The sequence below is a fragment of the Chryseobacterium sp. YR221 genome, from assembly GCF_900176315.1.
GTDB classification, from domain to species: domain Bacteria; phylum Bacteroidota; class Bacteroidia; order Flavobacteriales; family Weeksellaceae; genus Chryseobacterium; species Chryseobacterium rhizosphaerae.
In genome coordinates this window covers 634,055-653,990 of record NZ_FWXM01000001.1, presented here as the reverse complement: position 1 = coordinate 653,990, position 19,936 = coordinate 634,055, and the positions used below count along the sequence as shown (strand labels likewise).

The window sequence follows — 19,936 nt, the reverse complement described above, 5'->3', positions numbered from 1 at the left end:
CAGTAAATGGAAAATAAAGAAATCTGGATAGAAGGAGATATACTTTTTTATAAAGATCATGGTAATGTTGAGAATGCAAACATTCAGTCATTAAAATATGCTTACGCACAGATTTTAGGAAATGTGCCTTTTTTGTTTGTTTTTGCAGATCATCAACACTATATATCTACTGAATTACAGGGGTTTGGAGAAGTGTATCACAAACTGTCGGATAGATTTCGTTTTGATGACGAAACTTTTTTTGCCGTATGTAAAGCTAGAAAAGAAGATGAGAAAGTGAAAATTTGGGCAAAAAAAATGCCTCAGAATTACCAGATCCTGGACGAGTATCTGAATGATGGTGATTTTGGCTACGAGGTATATACAGAGCCTAAACAGATGATATCCTGGGACACTACTTACGAGCAATTGGAAGCATTGGGTTGTATAGAAGCTTATTTTACCGATTTTGGCGCTAAATATTTAAGATTCAAATATCCGGTCAGAATAGAAGGTATCCTTATTGATCAATTGGAGGTGTATGCAGACAACGTAAGCACTAATCGTCCTGTACAGGAGTTTTTTGTAGATCTGTATGATGAAACCAATACCGATAAAAGCTACAAAAAACTACGCGAACTCTGGATTGATGACGATGTTGATATTAATCAATACGGTTATGAAAGAGATGACCAGTGTTATCTGCAATTTGCTTTGGCCAATGGTATAAATGCTTCTATTTGTTATACCTATGATGAAGAGTATGCTTATGACGATGGAAGCACATCGCTTCATTTCTATAACAAGCGTGAATACAAGTCTTTTTTAGAAAATAAAGAATATGAAGAAGTGATGGAAATATCCGGATTACTATCATTCCCCAATAAATTGGATATAAATGTTAAATATATTGATCATGATGGAGTAAAGCATATTCCACTAAAAGTAAAAGAATTATTGAAAGAGAAAAGTGATATCTGGCTCGACAGTGTTAATCATAAAATTGGATTTGCAGGAACAGATACAGCACTGATTTTAGATCTTGAAAAAATTACATATTTTACAATTCAGAATGTTCTTCCCGCAAAAGGATCCGGATATGCCGATTTTATGGTTCATCTTACAACCGAAGATTATCTGTATGTTTTTATAGAAGACACTTATTTCTTCGACCAGTTTGCTGGGCAATTGGAGCAAATGACAAAAAAATCAGTTGAAATTCCTGAAGCGTATTATAACTGTTAAAACCACACATAGTATATCTATATGGCACACCGTATTTATCTATACAATTACGATCAGAAAACAAATCAATCGTTCGATACCTATTTAGGCGAGTGGAACTATGAAATTCCATTATTGCTGTACCCACTTATTGCAGAAGACGTCAAAGTGGAAGGCGTTGAGTTTTTCTCTAATAAAGAACAGGGAATTATTCGCCTGCGCTACTTCTTCAATTTACTGGCTGATACCTACCAATTGCACTACAAGAAAGCTTACTACGAACCTGTCAATACAATGTTTGAGTTCCTGGAAGCATTACCGTATGATTCCTTCGTACTGAATGCAACGGATGTGTTTAATATGAACGAAGAAAAGCATAAAGTACAGGCTAAGGAATGGCAGGTAGAGATTCAGCAGAAAAATAAACTGTATAAAAAAGCAGTAGAAACTCAGAATCTTTCATTATTAGACTCTTTGTTTTCACCATACGGTTACTCGTCATTTCTCGATATTTTACAAACCGACTGGATCAATTACGGATTGGGCTATTTTGAGGAGCTTGCTTATAAGAAAGTAGCATCTTCTGTATTTGAAGAAAGTGGAAAGTTTGGACTGAAGGACGCAAAAGGCGCTATTTTAGCTCCGGCCATATATGATGAAATTTTTGAAGCAGACTATAATTACGGCATATCAGTGATTCAAAAAGGTGAGCGGTTCGGTTACCTGCAGAGTGACGGAAAAGAATTGGTTCCTCCAATATATGAAGATGCTTTTGATGTGTTCGATTTTGCACAGGAACCTTTAGGAGAGGTAAAAGTGAACGGCAAATCGGGGATTTTAAAAATCTATTCAAAAACCTGGTTGGTTCCTGCTGATTATGGCACAATCGAAAAACTGACCTATGGATTTTTAGGGGTAGAAAAAGATGGAAAATTTGGAGTTTATGACGATGAAAGCAGACTTCTTCTTCCCGTTGACAGTGAAACGCCTTATGAATATGATTACTTTCCGGAATTGTTTTTTACCAGACAAAAAGAAACCCGCAAGCGTAGATATTATACGAAAGAAGGAAATTATCTGGGTGATTTTGTAGAAGATAGTATCCTAAATGCCAGTACCTGTTTCTGGATCAAACCGAATAAATTTGACAAAAAAGGCAGACTGATAGATGAAAAGGGGAATCTTATAATCGATGAAGCTGATCAACTGATTTTAATAGATAATTTTGAAACACTGGCGATTCGCAAAGACAAAAACTGGAAGATTTATAATACCTTAAAACATCAGTTTCTGTTAGAAAATGAACATATTACCAAAGTAAAAGCAGAATCGAGTATCGGATATAAAAACAATGTGTTTACCCTGGAAGTCCAAAACGGATTGGGACTTTTCGATGCAGACAATGAGAGTTGGTTAATTACTCCTCATTCCGAAATTAAAAAGATCCATTATTTGGAAAATGGGTTTTTATCGGTTCAAAAGAAAGAAGGGTATCAATTGTTTGATTTTGAAAATGCTTTGTCAGAGAAATTATATGATTATATTTCTAATCCTTTGAATTATAGAGCTGATGAAGGCTTGCTGTTTCTGTATCAGGGTGAACATATGTTGAGAATCAATGAAGACAGAAGCATTCAGGTGGTAGAGGTGGCTGATTATGGATCTATTTATCTGGATCGGTATTCATTTCGGGGAAAAGACTTAGAATACTTTAATTCCTTTTATACTCGTTGGAAAGATAGTGTCGGCAGCAATTCCGAACAGTTCATGGATGTTGAAATCATTAAAAAAATGGCTTTTGATGCAAAGGAAAATCAAAATTATAAGGAGGCGTTGCGCCTGTTTGAATTATCTGCTCAAAGAAACGACATCGATAGCTGGGTAGAAATGGGTATATTATTCACCGATCCTGAAATTGAAGTGTTGTTTGACCCACAGAAAGGGATTGACTGTTACGAGAAAGCAGCACAACAAAATCATCCTGTAGCCTGGAATAATATAGGCGCTTTGTATCACAACGGAATAGGGTATTCTTTGAATATCAAAAAAGCGATTCGGGCCTACGGGAAAAGTGCTGAGCTTGGTGACGGAATGGCACTAGCCAACCTAGGGGATCTGTATTATTTCGGAGAGTATGTCATACAGGATTACGATAAAGCTTTGGATTTTTACCAAAAGGCCGAGAAAAAATACTACTATAATTACGATAAAATTTCAGAAATCTATTATCAGTTAAGAGATTATAAAAATCTTTTGGTGTATCTGAAGAAAGACTATGATCAGTCTTATTCAGGCATCTATTATGGTATTATCTACGAACATGGGATGGGTATACAATCAGATTTGAAAAAAGCCATTAAGTACTACGAGCAAGCTAATGCTTACAGCGCCTATGAATATGCCACGCAACGCCTGGTGTACTTCTATGGAGAAGATCCGACATTTAAAAATGATAAGAAATTTCAGAAGTGGAAATCTTTCGCTGAACAGCATGGTTTCGAAATAGACTAGCTGGTATTTTGCCTATATTTACGTTCTTTACAATAATAAAATTTAATAGAGTTAAGGGTTTGATGTACAGGTTGTTATTTATATTTACTTTGTTTATTTGTTCTTTTTTTGCTCAGGCACAAGATGTTGTAAGCCAATTAGAGAGGGAATATAACAATGCTTCAAATAAAACAATAGAGCAGTTGGATCTGGCTCCCAAATACGCGAAAGCATTATTTTTACATAACTTAAAATCAAAATCTTACCAGGTTTTGGAAACCAGTATTTCCATTGCTAGAAAACAAGCTGATGGGAAATATGCCACCATCTTGTATGCTGTTCAAGCTATGAATTATCGACTTGATAACAAAGGAACTGAAGCTTTGAAAAGTCTTGACATGGCCAATGTGTATAGCTTAAAAACGAACAGTAACGAAGCTAAAGGTTATTTTCAATATGCAAAGGGGTGGATTCTGATACGTAATAATAAAACGACTGATGCGGTTGCCGCTTATCTGAAAGCTATTCAATACTACGAAAACTCACCAACGACTTCTACACTGTACGGAAGATTTGGTAATACAGCCAAAGAATTATCCACTATTTATTCCAACCTGAATGAATACCTGCTGGAAGAAAAATACAGTAAGCAGTTTTTGTTGCTGGCCTCCAAACAGCATGACCCCAACCTTATCTTCGATGCCTATATGCGGATGGGGTATGTATATGAACAAAAATACGGTCAAAATCCATCGGATGTAGGGTTGAGAAATAAAGCAGAGCAGTATTATTTGCAGTCTATTGCGACTTTCAATAAGAATAAAGAGGCTATGCTCAACAAGACGAACCTTTCCTATGCAGCCATCAATTTAGCCAATCTGTATACTGGTTTTGATAGAGATAAGGCGATGAAATATGCCCAATTAGCCAATACCGTGAGCCTGGAAACCGGTGATGCCATCCATATAGCTTCCTCATTTGGTATTTTGGCAGAGTTAGCTATACAGGATAAAGACTATGATTTAGCAAAATCTTACTTTCTGAAAGCTTCTATGGAAATCGGAAAAAGCCCGGTTAGAGATCATAATATAGAATTATCTATTCTTGAATCTTTATCCCAACTTAGCGAAGAGCAAGGCAATTACAAAGAAGCCCTTAATTATTATAAAAGTTATGTCAACAAATACAAAAGTATTTATGATCAGGAAAAACTGGATATTACCAAAAGGTTAGAATCTCAGTTCGACAAAGAACGACAGGAACAGAAGTATATAAAATTACAGCTGGAAAGTGATAAAAAAGCACAGCAAATTAAGTTGATCAACATAGTGCGGGCACAACGTGAGCAGGTTTATAACAACTTAAAATTAGTGGAGGAAAATCAACGCGAGCGACTGAAGTTTTCAGAATTGGAATCGGAGAAAAAAGAACAGCAACTTCGGTTGGCAAAGTTAGAAACCGAACAGAAAAACAATGATATCAACAACTTTAAAAAGCTGTTGACATTCAAAGAAAAGATCAATACCTATTACATTGTTTTTATTTTCATTTTTATCGTTTTGATCATTTTACTGCTGTATGCGTATAAACAACGTGCAAAATCAATGAAGCAAAGAGACGAATTGCATGCTTTAGCTATGGAGAAAGAGAAACAAAATTCAAAAATATCCACACTTACAGCGTTGTTGGAAGGGCAGGAACAGGAACGTGGCCGTTTAGCCCGTGATCTTCATGATGGATTGGGCGGCTTGCTTTCAGGAACCAAACTTCAGCTGTCTTCTTTAGACCCTCACAAATCCGAAAGTATAGAAGATGAAATTTCAAAATCCATTACCCAGATTGATGGTGCTGTAGAGGAGCTGAGACGTGTAGCGCATAATTTAATGCCCGATTTATTAATGAAATATGGGTTGGAAGTCGCCATTCAGGAGTTTGCTTCCCGCGTGTCCAATAGCGCATTAGAGATCCACACAGAATTTATCAATTACACCAATTCCATATCAGAGGAAAAGCAACTGATCCTATACAGAATCATCCAGGAATTGGTGAACAATGCCATAAAACATGCTGATACTTCCGAAATTATTATTCAGATAAGTGAAGAAGAAAATGTATTGAATCTTACAGTTGAAGACAACGGTAAAGGTTTTGACCTTACAGGCTTAAACGTAAGAAAAACAGCAGGCTTTCATAATATAGAATCAAGAGTCCAGTTTTTAAAAGGAACGATGAATATCACCTCCGAACAAAATATTGGGACCAGTATAGAACTTCAAATTCCTATTCATTAGACATGATAAAAGTAGCCATAACAGATGATCATCCACTTCTATTAGAAGGGTTGAAAAATATTTTAGGAAACAGCGATACGATAGATGTTGTAGATTGTTTCAAAAGCGTTTCAGAAATGAATGCCGGTCTGGCAAAACAAGCTGTCGATATTTTGTTGTTGGACATCAATCTGGTAGATACCAACAGCATAGAACTTATACAACCTTTAAAGAAGAAGTACGAAAACCTTCAGATTATTATGCTTAGCGTTCACAATGAACTGCCCGTGATTAACAGTACTTTGTCTGAAGGTGCTTTGGGGTATATTCAAAAAAATGCCTCAGTTTCCGAAATTCTGGAAGGCATCAGTACCGTCTATTCCGGAGACCGATTCTTATGCTCACAAACCAGGTCTGTTTTGGAGAAGAAATCATCGGATGGCTTACACCAGGTTCCAAAATTAACGCGAAGAGAAAAAGAAATCTTAGCCGAAGCAGCGAAAGGACTTACCACCAATCAAATGGCGGAAAAGCTTTTTATCAGTCCACACACCGTAGAAAGTCACCGAAAAAATCTTATCGAAAAATTTCAAACGTCTAATCTTAGTTCAGCTATTAAACTAGCCATAGAATACGGATTGATTATCGAATAATATATTCAAAGGTGTAGCAAAGCTGCTGGCTAAACGTTCGCTTAAAAAGAATCAATTTTATTAATTCACTGCTTTGCTCCCTTAAAATAATACATTACTAAAAATAAAACCTTTGCGTCTATAAAATTCAGCGTAAATAATTTGCATTCAATTTTTGGAAACTGATTCATATTCATACCAGCAAAAAGGTCTGCTTACATCGTAAAAGCAGACCTTTTCTATATAAATTTAAAATTAGGTGTTCAATTATTAATCTTTGAATCTCAGCACAGCCTGGAACAGATTTTTCTTTCCTGTTAAATCATATTCGTCGTTATATACCGGCTCATACATGAATAGATAGACTCTTTCGTCAAAATCTTTTAAATTGACAGGCTGGGCCACCATGATGTCATAAAGCCTCGTAATAGTACGCGTAGCCGTCCATTGTTTTGAGTTTCCTTTAGGGGTTTTATCAAATCTGTGATCTTTTGCATCTGTATAATACCAATATGATGGTGCCTGATCCATTAAAAACAGTTCTTTGTCCTTGTTATACAGTTCCTCTGCCATACCTGTACTTTGAAACCAGGGAACTTCAGCATTGAAAAGTCCTAGAGCCCCTGCATAAATATCCTTATTGGTCGTTGCTCCCACTAAAAAACCTTCAAGATTGGAAGCCGTAAACTCAAATATAAAAGGTGACTTTTTCAGATCATAAACATCATTGACCGGTTCAATTACTTTTCCGTCCTGTTTAATAACTACTTTTAACGATTGTGCAAAAGCCATTAAGCTGAGTAAAGAAAAAAGAATGGTTAAACTTATTTTTTTCATTGTATATCTTTAAATAACTGCTGCAAAGATATTGTACTTTACCTCCATAAACACTGGCTGGTTTCAGGGGTTTTTATCTTATTTCTTTCCTAGTTGGGCCAATTGCTATAAGGGTTATAATACTTTTTTTTCATTCGAAACAGATCAGCCTTCAGCTTAATTTTTATGAAAGCCGCTTTTTGCTTTTTGCCATTTGATGAAGCTGAATTGGTAGGATAAACTTCGGCATAAAAGGTTTCATCATCCGCCCAAAAAGCTTTTGTGCCATCGGCTATTTTGAACTTAGTAAAGTTGACATACAAAAGGTCTTCAAGATTATAGCTTTCTGCTACATATGTACTGATTGCAAAATCGCTTCCCACATCATTGTTTGAAACAATATAGGAAATCCAGTTTTTCTTGGGAAGAATCTGTGGATAACCCGCTGTAAAGAGTTGAAAATTGGCTGTAGATTTTACATTATAAAAAGAATAATACGTATCTGAAGTCTCCATTGAGCTTTCTTTGAAAACCTGTAAATACAGGTAAGGGGATACTCCTATATATTCATAGGATAAGAGTCCGTCTTCTGTAGATACATTCTCATGTTCCGTAATCAGTTTTTTTTCTGTTGTGCTATTGATGTACAGCCATTTATTACCTTCCAGGATCACATGTGGATCTTTTATTAAAGCTTCATCGATTCGTTTGTTAGAGGCTGTTTTAAATTCCTGTTCAGAGACTTCCGTTATGGTACCATACGTACTGAACGATTTATTTTTTAAGTCCTGAGACTTTTTAAATACGCTGCTTCTGATCTCGTAAAGATCAACACCTTGTAAAGTCAAGTCAAATGCTGCAGTGAATTCTGATTTCAAAACAAAAGCTTCAATGCTGTTCGAAATATTATTATTAATGCTGTAATGAATAGAGTAGAAGTCATCAAACTCTTCAAATCCATAATAATTATCCAGTTTATTGTAAGCTATTTTCAAATGCGCTGCATCTTTATCTGGAGCTACAAAAAACCTTACAGAATCCAGCCTGGTAAATAATTGAAAGGGTACATCCTGTACATTATCTACACCTTTTATCTTTTTAAAATCAGCAAATGTTATGTTTTTCTGTGTAACTTCAGCTTCCGGTTTATGCGTTTCTGATGTTTTATTCTGTGGATTACATCCCACAAAAACAACAACCATAGAGGATATAAAGAATTGTGATAAGGGTTTCATTTCTATATTTTTTTCGCCAAAGGTATCAGTATTCAGGGTTGTGACCAACAAAATTGCCTGATACAGGGAATAAATGGCTGAAAACAGGGATATATTGAATGGTAAATTTTGATCAATTTTACAAACGATAAATTAAGCGTTGTAAATTATTTTTATATAAATGAAAAATATAATAATCAACTGTTCAGTGATGCTAAGTCTGTTAACTTCTTGTTCACCTGCTACAGAAAAAAAAGTGGACAAAAAAGAAGATGCTACGGAGGTAAAAGTCAATACAGTTTCTACATCTGATACAGAAAAGAATACAATACCAAAATCAGATATACCGGATGATTTTTCAGTATTAATTCCTATTGATGTATTGGATAGCAAAAGTACAAATGTGTATGAAAAATATGGTATAGAGTTCTCGGGTAACTGTTATTCATGCGATTTAGCAAGCTTATCTGTGACAAAGGATAAAATGGTGTGGACCAATATCTGTGATGAACATGATACTTTTAAAATTGATAAGTTTTCATTCTCTACCGAAGGAAGTAAAACCGTTTTAAAAACAGCTGAAAGAACTTATACTGTAACGCAAATAGATAAAGCACCCGTTTACGAGTTGGTCGTAGAAGGTGAAAAACTGGAATTACATAATAAAAGAGTATCCAGATATTTTACCACCAAAAAAGCGTTACCGCTTTTCAAAGAACACGACTGTGGTAATTTTGAAGGATAATACAACCGCATATATCTATTTTTGAAGATGAACAGTTGATCCTAACAGGAGAGTAGTATGGATCAACGGGTCAGTCTTAAAAGTTGAGGGAGGATCTTTAGGTATTCGAAAGAAACGTACATATAAAATGATCTGCTTGTATAAAAACACAAAATCATATATATAGTCATTTTATTTGTAAGTAAGCTATACAGGTAGGAAGGAGCCAATAAAGCTGCCTCTTACACATATAGCATCAGATACTAAACCTTTGTATGAAGTACACTGCACAGGTTAGTCTCCCCAACTTTGACGATTGATCCGCATCAATGATCTCTTCCTATGTCTCATAAAACTTATCCATGAAAATTTTATTATAAAAAAACCTCAAAGTAATTTGAGGTTTTTATATTAAGATAAATGACTTAATTATTTTGCTGGTTTTTTAGGACTCATCATCATAATCATCCTTTTTCCTTCAAGCTTAGGTAACTGATCTACTTTACCAACATGCTCCAGTTCCTGAGCCAGTTTTAAAAGTAAGATTTCACCCTGATCTTTAAAGATAATCGAACGTCCTTTAAAAAATACGTAGGTTTTCAATTTTGAACCTTCTTCAAGAAACTTCTCAGCATGCTTTTTCTTAAATTCATAATCGTGATCATCTGTCTGTGGTCCAAAACGGATTTCCTTCACAACTACTTTTACTTGCTTAGCTTTTAATTCCTTTTGTTTTTTCTTTTGCTCGTATAGAAACTTTTTGTATTCTAATATTCTTGCAATGAAAGGTTCAGCCTTATCAGAAATTACTACTAAATCCAATTCCTGGTCCGCAGCAATTTGTCTTGCTTTGTCAATTGGATAAATTCCCGGCTCTACGTTATCGCCCACCAAACGAAGCTCTCTCACACGAATTTTATCGTTGATTAAGTGTAAGTCCTCTTGTACAGGACGTCTTTGTGGGCCCCTGTTGTTAAATCTTTGTGCTATTGTATTATAATTTTATTGGTTAATTACTTAATTTAATTGATTTAAAGATATCAAGATCGAAAGATTCCATTCATTTTTTGAACCCTTCCATCTTTTCATTTTAAATTTATATTGCTGCTTCTTTTTTGAAGTAAGAAACGAAATCCTCCATTTTCATTACTCCAAGATCTCCTTCGCCACGTCTTCTTACAGAAATAGTCCCCTCATTTTCTTCATTTTCTCCTATAACAAGCATGAATGGGATCTTTTTCAATTCAGCATCACGGATCTTTTTACCCGTCTTCTCATTTCTGTCGTCAATCTGACCGCTAATATCGTGATTTTCCAAAAATTGTGAAACTTTTTTTGCATAATCTACATATTTTTCACTGATTGGTAGAATAATAAACTGATCAGGGCTTAACCATAATGGGAAGTCTCCTGCAGTATTTTCTAATAAAATAGCAATAAAACGTTCCATAGAACCGAAAGGAGCTCTGTGAATCATTACCGGTCTGTGCTTTTCATTATCGTTTCCAATATAGTGAAGATCAAATCTTTCCGGTAGGTTATAATCTACCTGAATTGTTCCCAACTGCCATTTTCTTCCTAAAGCATCCTTAACCATGAAGTCAAGTTTAGGACCATAGAACGCAGCCTCACCATATTCAACAACCGTTTTCAGACCTTTTTTCTGAGCCGCATTGATAATGGCACTTTCCGCCTTTTCCCAGTTCTCATCAGAACCAATATATTTCTCTCTGTTTTCAGGATCTCTTAAGGAAACCTGTGTTACAAAATCTTCAAATCCTAAAGATTTAAATACATACAGAGTTAAATCAATTACTTTTTCAAATTCTTCAGAAAGCTGATCCGGAGTACAGAAAAGGTGAGCATCATCCTGAGTAAATCCACGAACTCTTGTCAATCCGTGAAGTTCTCCACTTTGCTCATATCTGTAAACCGTTCCAAATTCTGCATATCTTTTAGGAAGATCTCTGTAGCTCCATTGTGAAGTTTTATAAATCTCACAGTGGTGCGGGCAGTTCATTGGCTTCAATAAAAACTCTTCTCCTTCGTTAGGTGTTTTGATCGGCTGGAAGCTGTCTGCTCCATATTTATCCCAGTGTCCTGAAGTTACATAGAGTTCTTTGGCTCCGATATGTGGAGACATTACAAATTCATAACCTCCTTTTTTCTGAGCATCACTAAGGAAATTCTCTAATTTTCTTCTTAAAGCAGTCCCTTTTGGTAACCATAACGGAAGACCGGCTCCTACTTTTTCAGAAAATGCAAAAATCCCAAGTTCTTTACCTAATTTTCTGTGATCTCTTCTTTTAGCTTCTTCTAGTCTTTCAAGATACTCAGTAAGTTCTCTCTGCTTAGGGAAAGAAATACCATATACTCTTGTTAGCTGAGGGTTCTTTTCATTTCCTCTCCAGTATGCTCCGGCTGCATTTAAAATCTTAACAGCTTTTACAATTCCTGTGTTAGGAATGTGTCCACCACGACATAGGTCCGTAAAGTTATCATGAGTCACAAAAGTGATTTCTCCATCGTTAAGATTAGAGATCAATTCTACTTTATATGGATTGTCTGCGTAGATTTTTAAAGCTTCATCTTTAGAAACCGGATATAGAGAGAATGTTGACCCTTTCTTGGCATTTTCAAGAACTTTCTTTTCAATTTTCTCAAAATCCTTTTCAGATAAGCTCTCATCCCCGAAATCAACATCATAATAGAACCCGCTTTCAATAGCAGGACCGATAGTCAACTTAGCATTAGGATAAAACTCAAGGATAGCCTGCGCCAAAAGGTGCGCAGAAGAATGCCAGAAAGCTTTCTTTCCAAGATCATCATTCCAGGTCAATAGTTGTACCGTAGAATCCGTGGTTATAGGTGTGGTTATTTCTACTTGTTTGTCATTAACAATTGCGGAAATGGTATTTCTAGCCAATCCCTCGCTTATAGATTTTGCCACATCTAGGGGAGTAACTGCTCCCTCGAATTCTTTGACACTACTGTCTGGAAGTGTAATTTTTATCATTGTTTACTAAGAAATTTTAAGATGCAAAAATACGCATTTTTTAGATAAAATACTACATCAGCACCTATTTAGAATGATAATTAATATAAAAATGTAAAAGATTTCACCGGTTTTGGATGGACTCAGTTTTACTTTCAGCTTTTCATCGGGGGGAATTATGCTGTTTCATGCCTGTAAATGGTATATTAGGCTTTTTATCTGCAAAAATATTTTTGATTAAACATATTAAAATAATAGATATTTTAAATGTTGTGAACTCATTTAAAATATAACTTTTACTGATTAATAATAGTATTTTTAAAGGTCCGGAAATAAGAGAAATAGAGATGGGGGATGAATCCTCATCATAAATACATGAAAATCACAATATAATTTCTACTATGAATACTATAAATATTGATCTGCACTGCGATCTGTTGTATTATCTGCTCAATTCAAATGTGAGCCTTGATGATAAGGAAATTGGCTGCTCACTGCCTTATCTAAAGCAGGGAAATGTAAAACTCCAGGTTATGGCCATATATGCAGGAACGGGAGAAGGCAGTACTGGGTATGGACTACATCAAAGCCAACTATTTTCAGAACTCATTAAAAATGAAAACTTTTTCCTTTTTAATGACGACAATTATCAATCGTCTGAAAACAAAGACAGGGTAGGAGTTATCGCTTCCATTGAAAATGCATCAGCTTTCTGTGACGAAAATGAAAGCCTGGACTCCGGGTTTAAAAAGCTTGAAAATATAATCCAAAATACACAGAAAGTATTCTATATTGGAATTACTCACCATTTAGAAAACCGTTTTGGAGGGGGGAATAATGCAGAAGCAGGGTTAAAAGACGATGGAAAAGTATTAATCGACTATATCGCTGACAGAAAAATTGCCATAGACCTGGCCCATACAAGCGATCAGCTGGCTTATGATATCTTTACCTATATCGATCAGAAAAATTATTCTATTCCTATTTTGGCTAGCCACTCCAATTATAGAAGTGTTTATAAGAATAACAGGAATCTTCCCGATGAACTGGCTAAAGAAGTCATCAGAAGAAAAGGACTTATTGGGCTTAACTTTATCAAAGACTATGTTGATCTAGAACAGCCGGAAAGATTATATGAACACATCCAATATGGGCTTGATCTGGGTGGAGCAGACAGCATAGCATATGGAGCAGACTATTTCTACTGGAAAGACCATCCGGATACACCCCGCCATCCGTTTTTCTTTCCTGAACATTCTAATGCCTCAGTGTATCCATCCATCAATAAAGAAATTGAAGAAAGATTCTCTGCCGAACTGGTAGAAAAAATCAGCCATAAGAATGCTTTACAGTTTATCGAAAATATGTATAAATAATAGCTATACTTAGATTCCTGCGGAATGGCAAATACTGTGGATCTCATTGAATAAAATGATACCTGAAAATATCATTCTGCAGGAATACAAACTCTCAAAATCGACTTCTATCACGCTCTCTGGTCTGCATTGAGTTTAAGTTGGTGTACAAATGATCCGTTAGCTTTTTCTTTTGTATTTCACTTTTTGCTTAATAATCTCAATGACATCCACATGTTGAACTTTAGATTTTATCCATCCGTGAATATCGATATAAAATAATGACCTTCTGTAATATTCGTTGTTGGAAAATTCCTCCAGTTTTTTGTCAAAAGTTTTAAAAGCTTTTTGCTGTTGATCTAAAACCTGGTTATTCAGATTTTTAAAAAATTCAATGCTTTCGAAATGGAAAACTTCCGGTTTCTTCATTTTTTTGGCAAATTTCAATGTAGAAGCCACAAATTCATCATAATCTTCGTCATTTCCTGATTCATACTTAGCCATTAATATCAGAATCCGGGTATGGAACAGCAAATCTTCCTGTACATTTCCTTTTGATTCTATCACCCTCATTGAGTAATCAATGGATTTTTTAAACATTTTACTTCCAAAAAACATCGCCGCCATCTTAAGATAAAGAATCATAAAATGGTGTTCATCAATTCTTTCCCGAAGCTTGTCCATTTTTAGTTCAATCTCAGGAATAAGTTTTGTCCCGGTGAAAAACTCGCCCTTTACAAAATGAATATTCATCAAGGTATTATAGTGAGTCAGAAAAATAAGCGACTGAAGATTTTCGTTTTGGGCAAAATTCTCGGCATTGACTACTTTATTAAAACTTTCAAAATGGTCTTCCAGAATATCTATATTTCCATAGAGAAACAAAATTTTAAGCAGATATGTATTTCCCTTAATATACCAAACCGGATGACTATAGATCATTTCAGGATTTTTATGAAATAAGTCTACCCACTGATAAGCATATTTCAGGGTGTATTTATAATCCTGTAACAGCTGGTTTTTCCACACATGCGCTTTAAAGTACCATAGTTTTTCGGTGAAATTCAGTTTTTCAAGCCTGATATTTTTGATTTGGGAATTGAAAAACTCAAGAACTTCCTCTCTGTCCAGATCATTTTTTATATAGCCATGAGTAAGCATTTCACTGTACAGTTTCAGTGAAAGATTGGAAAGCTTTGTCGTATACCGGTTCTGTCTGCTTATCTCCTGAGATTGCCTGATCAATTCGTCAGCGCGTCCTTCGATACTTCGCGTAATAAACTGAGATTCAATTACTTTTTCGAGGTCTATAATTTCGGAAGCTATACTTTTCTCATCCAGTTCCAGAGCACTTTGCTTCGTTTTGTCCAGTATTTTCAAGGCTTGCTTATAAAGACCTTTCTGATACAGGATATTGGCAAAGTCGAGCTGCTCCCTAAGCTGAATTCTATAGTTTTGGTGGCTTGGGTTCATGCGGAGACTCACCAGAATCTGTTTATAGAGGTGAGCCTTCAGATTGGAAAGCTGCTGTTTCGTTGAAATTTTTTTCTCGATGATAATGCTTTCATCGTACTCTTTCATCTTATCCATTTCTGAAAATAAAAGAAGAAATTTGGCATCTACATTAATACCGAGACGGTTGACATACAACTTAAACTGACGTTTTTCGGAGGTGGTCAATGACTTTACCAGTACAAACAAGAAATCTTTCTGCAATTCTGCCATTGTAAATTTTTATAATTTAAAACTTTAATTATCAAATACATACAACTGTTTATTTCATTATTGAATATTGTATTTTTTACAAAATATAAAACCCTGAAAATATTTCAAGCTGTAGTTTTGAACCAAAATTAAGTAAAAAACTTCATTTATGAATTCCGAAAAAATTGAAATTTTTGATACCACACTGAGAGATGGGGAGCAGGTTCCGGGGTGTAAACTGAATACGGAACAGAAACTGATTATTGCTGAAAGGCTTGATAAGCTAGGGATTGATATCATTGAAGCGGGATTTCCAATTTCCAGTCCCGGAGATTTTGAATCTGTTTCAGAAATTTCAAAACTCGTAAAAAATGCTAAAGTATGTGGACTCACTAGAGCCAATAAAAAAGACATAGATGTAGCAGCTGAAGCACTGAAATTTGCTAAAAGACCGAGAATCCATACGGGAATCGGAACTTCCGAATCTCACATCAGATATAAATTCAACTCCACAAAAGAAGATATTCTGGAGCGTGCTGCTGAAGCGGTAAGATATGCTAAAACTTATGTGGAAGATGTTGAATTCTATGCAGAAGACGCCGGGAGAACCGATAATGAATATCTGGCCCAGGTATGTGAAGCCGTGATTAAGGCTGGAGCTACGGTTTTGAATATTCCTGATACAACAGGATACTGCCTGCCTGAAGAATACGGCCAGAAGATAAAATATTTACGTGAAAATGTAAAAGGAATCGAAAAAGCAGTGCTGTCATGCCATTGTCACAATGACTTAGGATTGGCAACCGCTAATTCTATTGCAGGAGTAATGAACGGAGCACGTCAGATAGAATGTACAATCAACGGTTTAGGAGAGAGAGCAGGAAATACCGCTTTGGAAGAGGTCGTCATGATTTTAAAACAGCATAAAGATCTTAATCTTCATACCGATGTCAACTCCAGAATGCTGAATGAGATGAGCCTGATGGTCTCAGATCTTATGGGAATGTCTGTACAGCCCAATAAAGCCATTGTTGGAGCTAATGCATTTGCCCACAGCTCAGGAATCCACCAGGACGGTGTGATCAAAAACAGAGAAACTTACGAAATCATTGATCCTGAGGAAGTAGGAGTAAGTACATCTTCCATTATTCTTACGGCAAGAAGCGGACGTTCGGCATTGGCTTACCGATTTAAACATATTGGCTATGATGTGACTAAAAATGAACTCGATTATCTGTATCAGGAGTTTTTAAAAGTGGCAGATCTTAAAAAAGAGATTGGGAACGACGATTTAAGCAGAATTATAGAGACTTTCAACCGAAAAATAGGATAGGTTTGATGTAAAATCAAGATAAAATAAAAATGAAGAACGATAAAAAGACACTTTTTGATAAAGTTTGGGATGCCCACGTAGTGGAAACTATTCCGGACGGACCTCAGATTATTTATATTGACAAACACCTGATTCATGAAGTAACCAGCCCCCAGGCTTTTGCAGAACTTGAATCCAGAAATCTTGAAGTTTTCCGACCGGAACAGATTGTAGCAACAGCTGACCATAACGTGCCAACCCTTCATCAGGAAGAACCAATAAGGGATGAATTGTCCAGAAATCAGGTTCAGCAACTGACAGAAAACTGTGAGAAAAATAACATAAAACTGTTTGGTCTTGGGCACGAATATCAGGGGATTGTTCACATCATTGCTCCCGAATTAGGAATTACCCAGCCGGGTATGAGTATTGTTTGCGGTGACAGCCATACTTCCACACATGGTGCTTTTGGAGCCATTGCTTTTGGAATAGGAACAAGCCAGGTGGCTCAGGTTTTTGCAAGCCAATGTCTGTTACTCAACAAGCCCAAGTCAATGAGAATTACCGTAAACGGCAGATTGAATGAAAATGTTCTGCCTAAAGATGTGATTCTTTATATCATTTCAAAAATAGGAACAGATGGCGGAACGGGATATTTCTGTGAATATGCCGGAAACGTATTTGAAGAAATGTCTATGGAAGGAAGGATGACTGTTTGTAATATGAGTATTGAAATGGGAGCCAGAGGAGGAATGATTGCTCCTGATGAAATTACTTTTGAGTATGTAAAAGGAAGAGCTTTTGCGCCGGAAGGTGAAGAATGGCAAGAAAAAGTAGCATATTGGAGAGGCTTAAAAACGGATGAAGAAGCTGTTTTTGATAAAGAACTGACATTTGATGCTTCAGAAATTTATCCCATGATCACCTATGGAACAAATCCAGGAATGGGGATCTCAATCCGTGAGCTTATTCCGGTTCCTCAGAATGAATCGGAAGAAAAAGCTTTACGCTATATGGGATTAAAGGCAGGGCAGGCGCCCTCCCATATTAAAGTTAATTATGTATTCATCGGAAGCTGCACCAATGCAAGGATAGAGGATTTCCGGTCTGCAGCTCAATATATCAAAGGAAAAAGCAAGTCTGAAACAGTACAGGCATTAATTGTTCCGGGTTCTCAGCAGGTAGTAAAACAGATCTATGAAGAAGGGTTGGATAAAATTTTCAATGAGGCCGGATTTCAGATCCGTCAACCCGGATGTTCAGCTTGTCTGGCCATGAATGATGATAAGATCCCGGAAGGGGAATATTGTGTATCCACATCAAACAGAAACTTTGAAGGCAGGCAGGGACAGGGAGCCAGAACCATTCTTGCAAGCCCGCTTACCGCTGCCAAAGCAGCCATAGAAGGCAGAATTTCTGCTTTTGAAAGTTTAAACTAAACAGATTAAAAAGTACATGCAAAAATTAGTTGTTTTAAAATCCCGAGCAGTACCATTGCCGGCAGAAAATATAGATACCGATCAGATTATTCCGGCCAGATTTCTAAAAAGCATAGACCGAAAAGGATTTGGAGAAAATCTGTTCAGAGATTGGAGGTACAATATCCAGTCAGGAGAACCTAATCCTGATTTTGTGCTGAATAATCCAAAGTTCGAAGGGGAAATTTTAGTGGCAGGAAATAATTTCGGATGCGGAAGCAGCAGGGAACATGCAGCCTGGTCTTTAACAGATTATGGTTTTAAAGTCATTGTTTCAAGCTATTTTGCCGATATTTTTAAAGGAAATGCTTTAAATAACGGGCTCCTTCCGGTAAAGGTTTCTGAAGAGTTTTTAAAAGAAATTTTAGAGGGAATCACTGAAAATCCCAATAATGAAATTGCCATTGATGTAGAGCTGCAGTCCATCAGTTTTAAAGATACAACCGAAACCTTTGAAATTGATTCTTACAAAAAAATATGCCTATTGAACGGCTATGATGATATTGATTTTTTAATCAGCAGAAAACAGGTGATACAAGAATTTGAATTAAAAACACAAAAGAAAAATGAGCGACAAGTATTTTAAAATTGCGGTTCTTCCCGGAGACGGAATTGGACCTGAGATCATTAAAGAAAGTATAAAAATACTGGATGTTATTGCTGAAGTCTTTCAGTATGAATTTAAGTTTGAATATGGATTGATTGGTGCAGAGGCTATTTTTAAAACCGGAGATCCTTTACCCGAAGAAACGCTGAAGATCTGCAGAAATTCTGATGCCGTTCTTTTTGGAGCAATCGGTGATCCTGTTTTCGATAACAACCCTGAAGCTAAAGTAAGACCCGAACAGGGGCTTTTAAAACTTCGTAAAGAGCTGGGCTTATTTGCGAACATCAGACCTTTGAAAACTTATTCTTCGCTGATTGACAAAAGTCCGCTTAAAAGAGAAATCATTGAAGGGGCAGATATTCAGATCTTCAGAGAATTGGTAAGTGGAATCTATTTTGGTGAAAAATTTACGGATCCTGAAGGGGCCTATGCTTATGACGTATGCAAATATAGCCGTGAAGATATTCTTCCTATTGCCCATATGGCGTTTCAGGAGGCTCAGAAGAGAAATAAAAAACTGACCCTTATTGACAAAGCCAATGTATTGGATACTTCAAGACTTTGGAGAAAGATCTGTCAGGAAATTGCGTCAGAATATCCGGATGTACACTTGGATTATATGTTTGTAGATAATGCAGCAATGCAGCTGATTCTTAACCCTAAGCAGTTTGATGTTATTGTAACTGAAAATATGTTTGGTGACATTATTTCTGATGAAGCTAGTGTGATCGGAGGATCTATCGGATTGCTTCCGTCAGCTTCCATTGGTGAGAAAAATGCATTGTTCGAACCTATCCACGGTTCTTATCCGCAGGCAAAAGGCAAGGGGATTGCCAATCCTATTGCTTCTATTCTTAGCGTTGCCATGATGTTGGATCATCTTAATTTACAGGCAGCCGCAGATAAGCTAAGACAATCTGTAGAGCATGCCATTGAAAATAAATATGTTACCATTGATCTTAATACCAAGCAGTATTATTCTACAAGTGAAGTGGGAAGCTTTATTGCAGATCATATTAAATATTCCGAAAAATCTTATTACAATTTTGAAAATGTAAAGATCGGAAAGTCCACCATCGTATAGTTAGTTACAAAAAGTTCATTTAGATAGTTAGAAGAAAGGTCCTGCCTCATTA

The 19,936-nt window shown here is 36.1% G+C and carries 15 protein-coding genes; 10 read left to right on the top strand and 5 right to left on the bottom strand.

Features of this window, described 5'->3' with window-relative positions:
- Positions 1 to 6 precede the first annotated feature (6 nt).
- The 4 genes from B8967_RS03005 to B8967_RS02990 all read left to right on the top strand — a co-directional run bounded on the left by B8967_RS03005 (position 7) and on the right by B8967_RS02990 (position 6,616).
- Positions 7 to 1,224: a hypothetical protein gene (locus B8967_RS03005; protein ID WP_084084310.1), complete on the top strand. Its 1,218-nt coding sequence runs from the start codon at positions 7 to 9 to the stop codon at positions 1,222 to 1,224.
- A 21-nt stretch (positions 1,225 to 1,245) separates the two neighbouring features.
- Positions 1,246 to 3,714: a tetratricopeptide repeat protein gene (locus tag B8967_RS03000; RefSeq protein WP_084084309.1), complete on the top strand. Its 2,469-nt coding sequence runs from the start codon at positions 1,246 to 1,248 to the stop codon at positions 3,712 to 3,714.
- Between the two features lie 62 nt (positions 3,715 to 3,776).
- Positions 3,777 to 5,984: a tetratricopeptide repeat-containing sensor histidine kinase gene (locus tag B8967_RS02995; RefSeq protein WP_084084308.1), complete on the top strand. Its 2,208-nt coding sequence runs from the start codon at positions 3,777 to 3,779 to the stop codon at positions 5,982 to 5,984.
- A gap of 2 nt (positions 5,985 to 5,986) precedes the next feature.
- Positions 5,987 to 6,616, top strand: a complete 630-nt coding sequence (locus tag B8967_RS02990; protein WP_047492832.1) for a response regulator transcription factor — start codon at positions 5,987 to 5,989, stop codon at positions 6,614 to 6,616.
- Positions 6,617 to 6,865: 249 nt separating this feature from the next.
- Here the strand turns inward: B8967_RS02990 and B8967_RS02985 are convergent, their stop codons facing one another.
- The gene (locus tag B8967_RS02985; protein WP_084084307.1) at positions 6,866 to 7,432 is read right to left on the bottom strand and encodes a hypothetical protein; all 567 of its coding nucleotides are present in this window, start codon (positions 7,430 to 7,432) and stop codon (positions 6,866 to 6,868) included.
- A gap of 89 nt (positions 7,433 to 7,521) precedes the next feature.
- On the bottom strand, positions 7,522 to 8,646 hold the full coding sequence (locus tag B8967_RS02980) for a resolvase (RefSeq protein ID WP_084084930.1): 1,125 nt from the start codon (positions 8,644 to 8,646) through the stop codon (positions 7,522 to 7,524).
- A gap of 160 nt (positions 8,647 to 8,806) precedes the next feature.
- Between B8967_RS02980 and B8967_RS02975 the strand changes: the two genes are divergently transcribed.
- Entirely contained in the window at positions 8,807 to 9,370 is a 564-nt protein-coding gene (locus tag B8967_RS02975) for a hypothetical protein (protein WP_084084306.1), read from the top strand.
- Between the two features lie 408 nt (positions 9,371 to 9,778).
- On the opposite strand, the gene infC is transcribed toward B8967_RS02975, so the two are convergent.
- Both infC and thrS read right to left on the bottom strand, forming a co-directional pair.
- Positions 9,779 to 10,339 carry a translation initiation factor IF-3 gene (gene infC, locus B8967_RS02970; RefSeq protein WP_081989141.1) on the bottom strand — a complete coding sequence of 187 codons (561 nt, stop codon included), beginning with the start codon at positions 10,337 to 10,339 and terminating at the stop codon, positions 9,779 to 9,781.
- A gap of 106 nt (positions 10,340 to 10,445) precedes the next feature.
- On the bottom strand, positions 10,446 to 12,365 hold the full coding sequence (gene thrS, locus B8967_RS02965; RefSeq protein WP_084084305.1) for a threonine--tRNA ligase: 1,920 nt from the start codon (positions 12,363 to 12,365) through the stop codon (positions 10,446 to 10,448).
- Positions 12,366 to 12,745: 380 nt separating this feature from the next.
- Between thrS and B8967_RS02960 the strand changes: the two genes are divergently transcribed.
- A complete protein-coding gene (locus B8967_RS02960; RefSeq protein WP_084084304.1) occupies positions 12,746 to 13,720 on the top strand; it encodes a dipeptidase in 975 nt (324 codons plus the stop codon).
- A 159-nt stretch (positions 13,721 to 13,879) separates the two neighbouring features.
- Here the strand turns inward: B8967_RS02960 and B8967_RS02955 are convergent, their stop codons facing one another.
- Entirely contained in the window at positions 13,880 to 15,424 is a 1,545-nt protein-coding gene (locus B8967_RS02955) for a hypothetical protein (protein ID WP_084084303.1), read from the bottom strand.
- Positions 15,425 to 15,572: 148 nt separating this feature from the next.
- Here B8967_RS02955 and B8967_RS02950 point away from each other — a divergent pair, with 148 nt between their 5' ends.
- Genes B8967_RS02950 through leuB form a run of 4 tightly spaced genes read left to right on the top strand, consistent with a single transcriptional unit; the run spans position 15,573 to position 19,884 of the window.
- Positions 15,573 to 16,736 (top strand): 2-isopropylmalate synthase, encoded by a 1,164-nt coding sequence (locus B8967_RS02950; protein ID WP_081989143.1) that lies wholly within the window; start codon positions 15,573 to 15,575, stop codon positions 16,734 to 16,736.
- A 29-nt stretch (positions 16,737 to 16,765) separates the two neighbouring features.
- Positions 16,766 to 18,154, top strand: a complete 1,389-nt coding sequence (gene leuC, locus B8967_RS02945) for a 3-isopropylmalate dehydratase large subunit (protein WP_084084302.1) — start codon at positions 16,766 to 16,768, stop codon at positions 18,152 to 18,154.
- A gap of 16 nt (positions 18,155 to 18,170) precedes the next feature.
- Positions 18,171 to 18,779 carry a 3-isopropylmalate dehydratase small subunit gene (leuD, locus tag B8967_RS02940; protein ID WP_047492608.1) on the top strand — a complete coding sequence of 203 codons (609 nt, stop codon included), beginning with the start codon at positions 18,171 to 18,173 and terminating at the stop codon, positions 18,777 to 18,779.
- A complete protein-coding gene (leuB, locus tag B8967_RS02935; protein WP_084084301.1) occupies positions 18,760 to 19,884 on the top strand; it encodes a 3-isopropylmalate dehydrogenase in 1,125 nt (374 codons plus the stop codon). The genes leuD and leuB overlap by 20 nt, the downstream gene beginning before the upstream one ends.
- Positions 19,885 to 19,936: the final 52 nt, after the last annotated feature.

Excerpts from the sequence above, each read along its gene's own strand:
- B8967_RS02950 (WP_081989143.1), top strand. The coding sequence starts at position 15,573 with ATGAATTCCGAAAAAATTGAAATTTTTGATACCACACTGAGAGATGGG.
- B8967_RS03000 (WP_084084309.1), top strand. The coding sequence starts at position 1,246 with ATGGCACACCGTATTTATCTATACAATTACGATCAGAAAACAAATCAA.
- B8967_RS02975 (WP_084084306.1), top strand. The coding sequence starts at position 8,807 with ATGAAAAATATAATAATCAACTGTTCAGTGATGCTAAGTCTGTTAACT.
- thrS (WP_084084305.1), bottom strand. The coding sequence starts at position 12,365 with ATGATAAAAATTACACTTCCAGACAGTAGTGTCAAAGAATTCGAGGGA.
- leuC (WP_084084302.1), top strand. The coding sequence starts at position 16,766 with ATGAAGAACGATAAAAAGACACTTTTTGATAAAGTTTGGGATGCCCAC.
- B8967_RS02995 (WP_084084308.1), top strand. The coding sequence starts at position 3,777 with ATGTACAGGTTGTTATTTATATTTACTTTGTTTATTTGTTCTTTTTTT.
- B8967_RS03005 (WP_084084310.1), top strand. The coding sequence starts at position 7 with ATGGAAAATAAAGAAATCTGGATAGAAGGAGATATACTTTTTTATAAA.
- leuD (WP_047492608.1), top strand. The coding sequence starts at position 18,171 with ATGCAAAAATTAGTTGTTTTAAAATCCCGAGCAGTACCATTGCCGGCA.
- B8967_RS02980 (WP_084084930.1), bottom strand. The coding sequence starts at position 8,646 with ATGAAACCCTTATCACAATTCTTTATATCCTCTATGGTTGTTGTTTTT.
- B8967_RS02960 (WP_084084304.1), top strand. The coding sequence starts at position 12,746 with ATGAATACTATAAATATTGATCTGCACTGCGATCTGTTGTATTATCTG.
- leuB (WP_084084301.1), top strand. The coding sequence starts at position 18,760 with ATGAGCGACAAGTATTTTAAAATTGCGGTTCTTCCCGGAGACGGAATT.
- B8967_RS02955 (WP_084084303.1), bottom strand. The coding sequence starts at position 15,424 with ATGGCAGAATTGCAGAAAGATTTCTTGTTTGTACTGGTAAAGTCATTG.
- B8967_RS02985 (WP_084084307.1), bottom strand. The coding sequence starts at position 7,432 with ATGAAAAAAATAAGTTTAACCATTCTTTTTTCTTTACTCAGCTTAATG.
- B8967_RS02990 (WP_047492832.1), top strand. The coding sequence starts at position 5,987 with ATGATAAAAGTAGCCATAACAGATGATCATCCACTTCTATTAGAAGGG.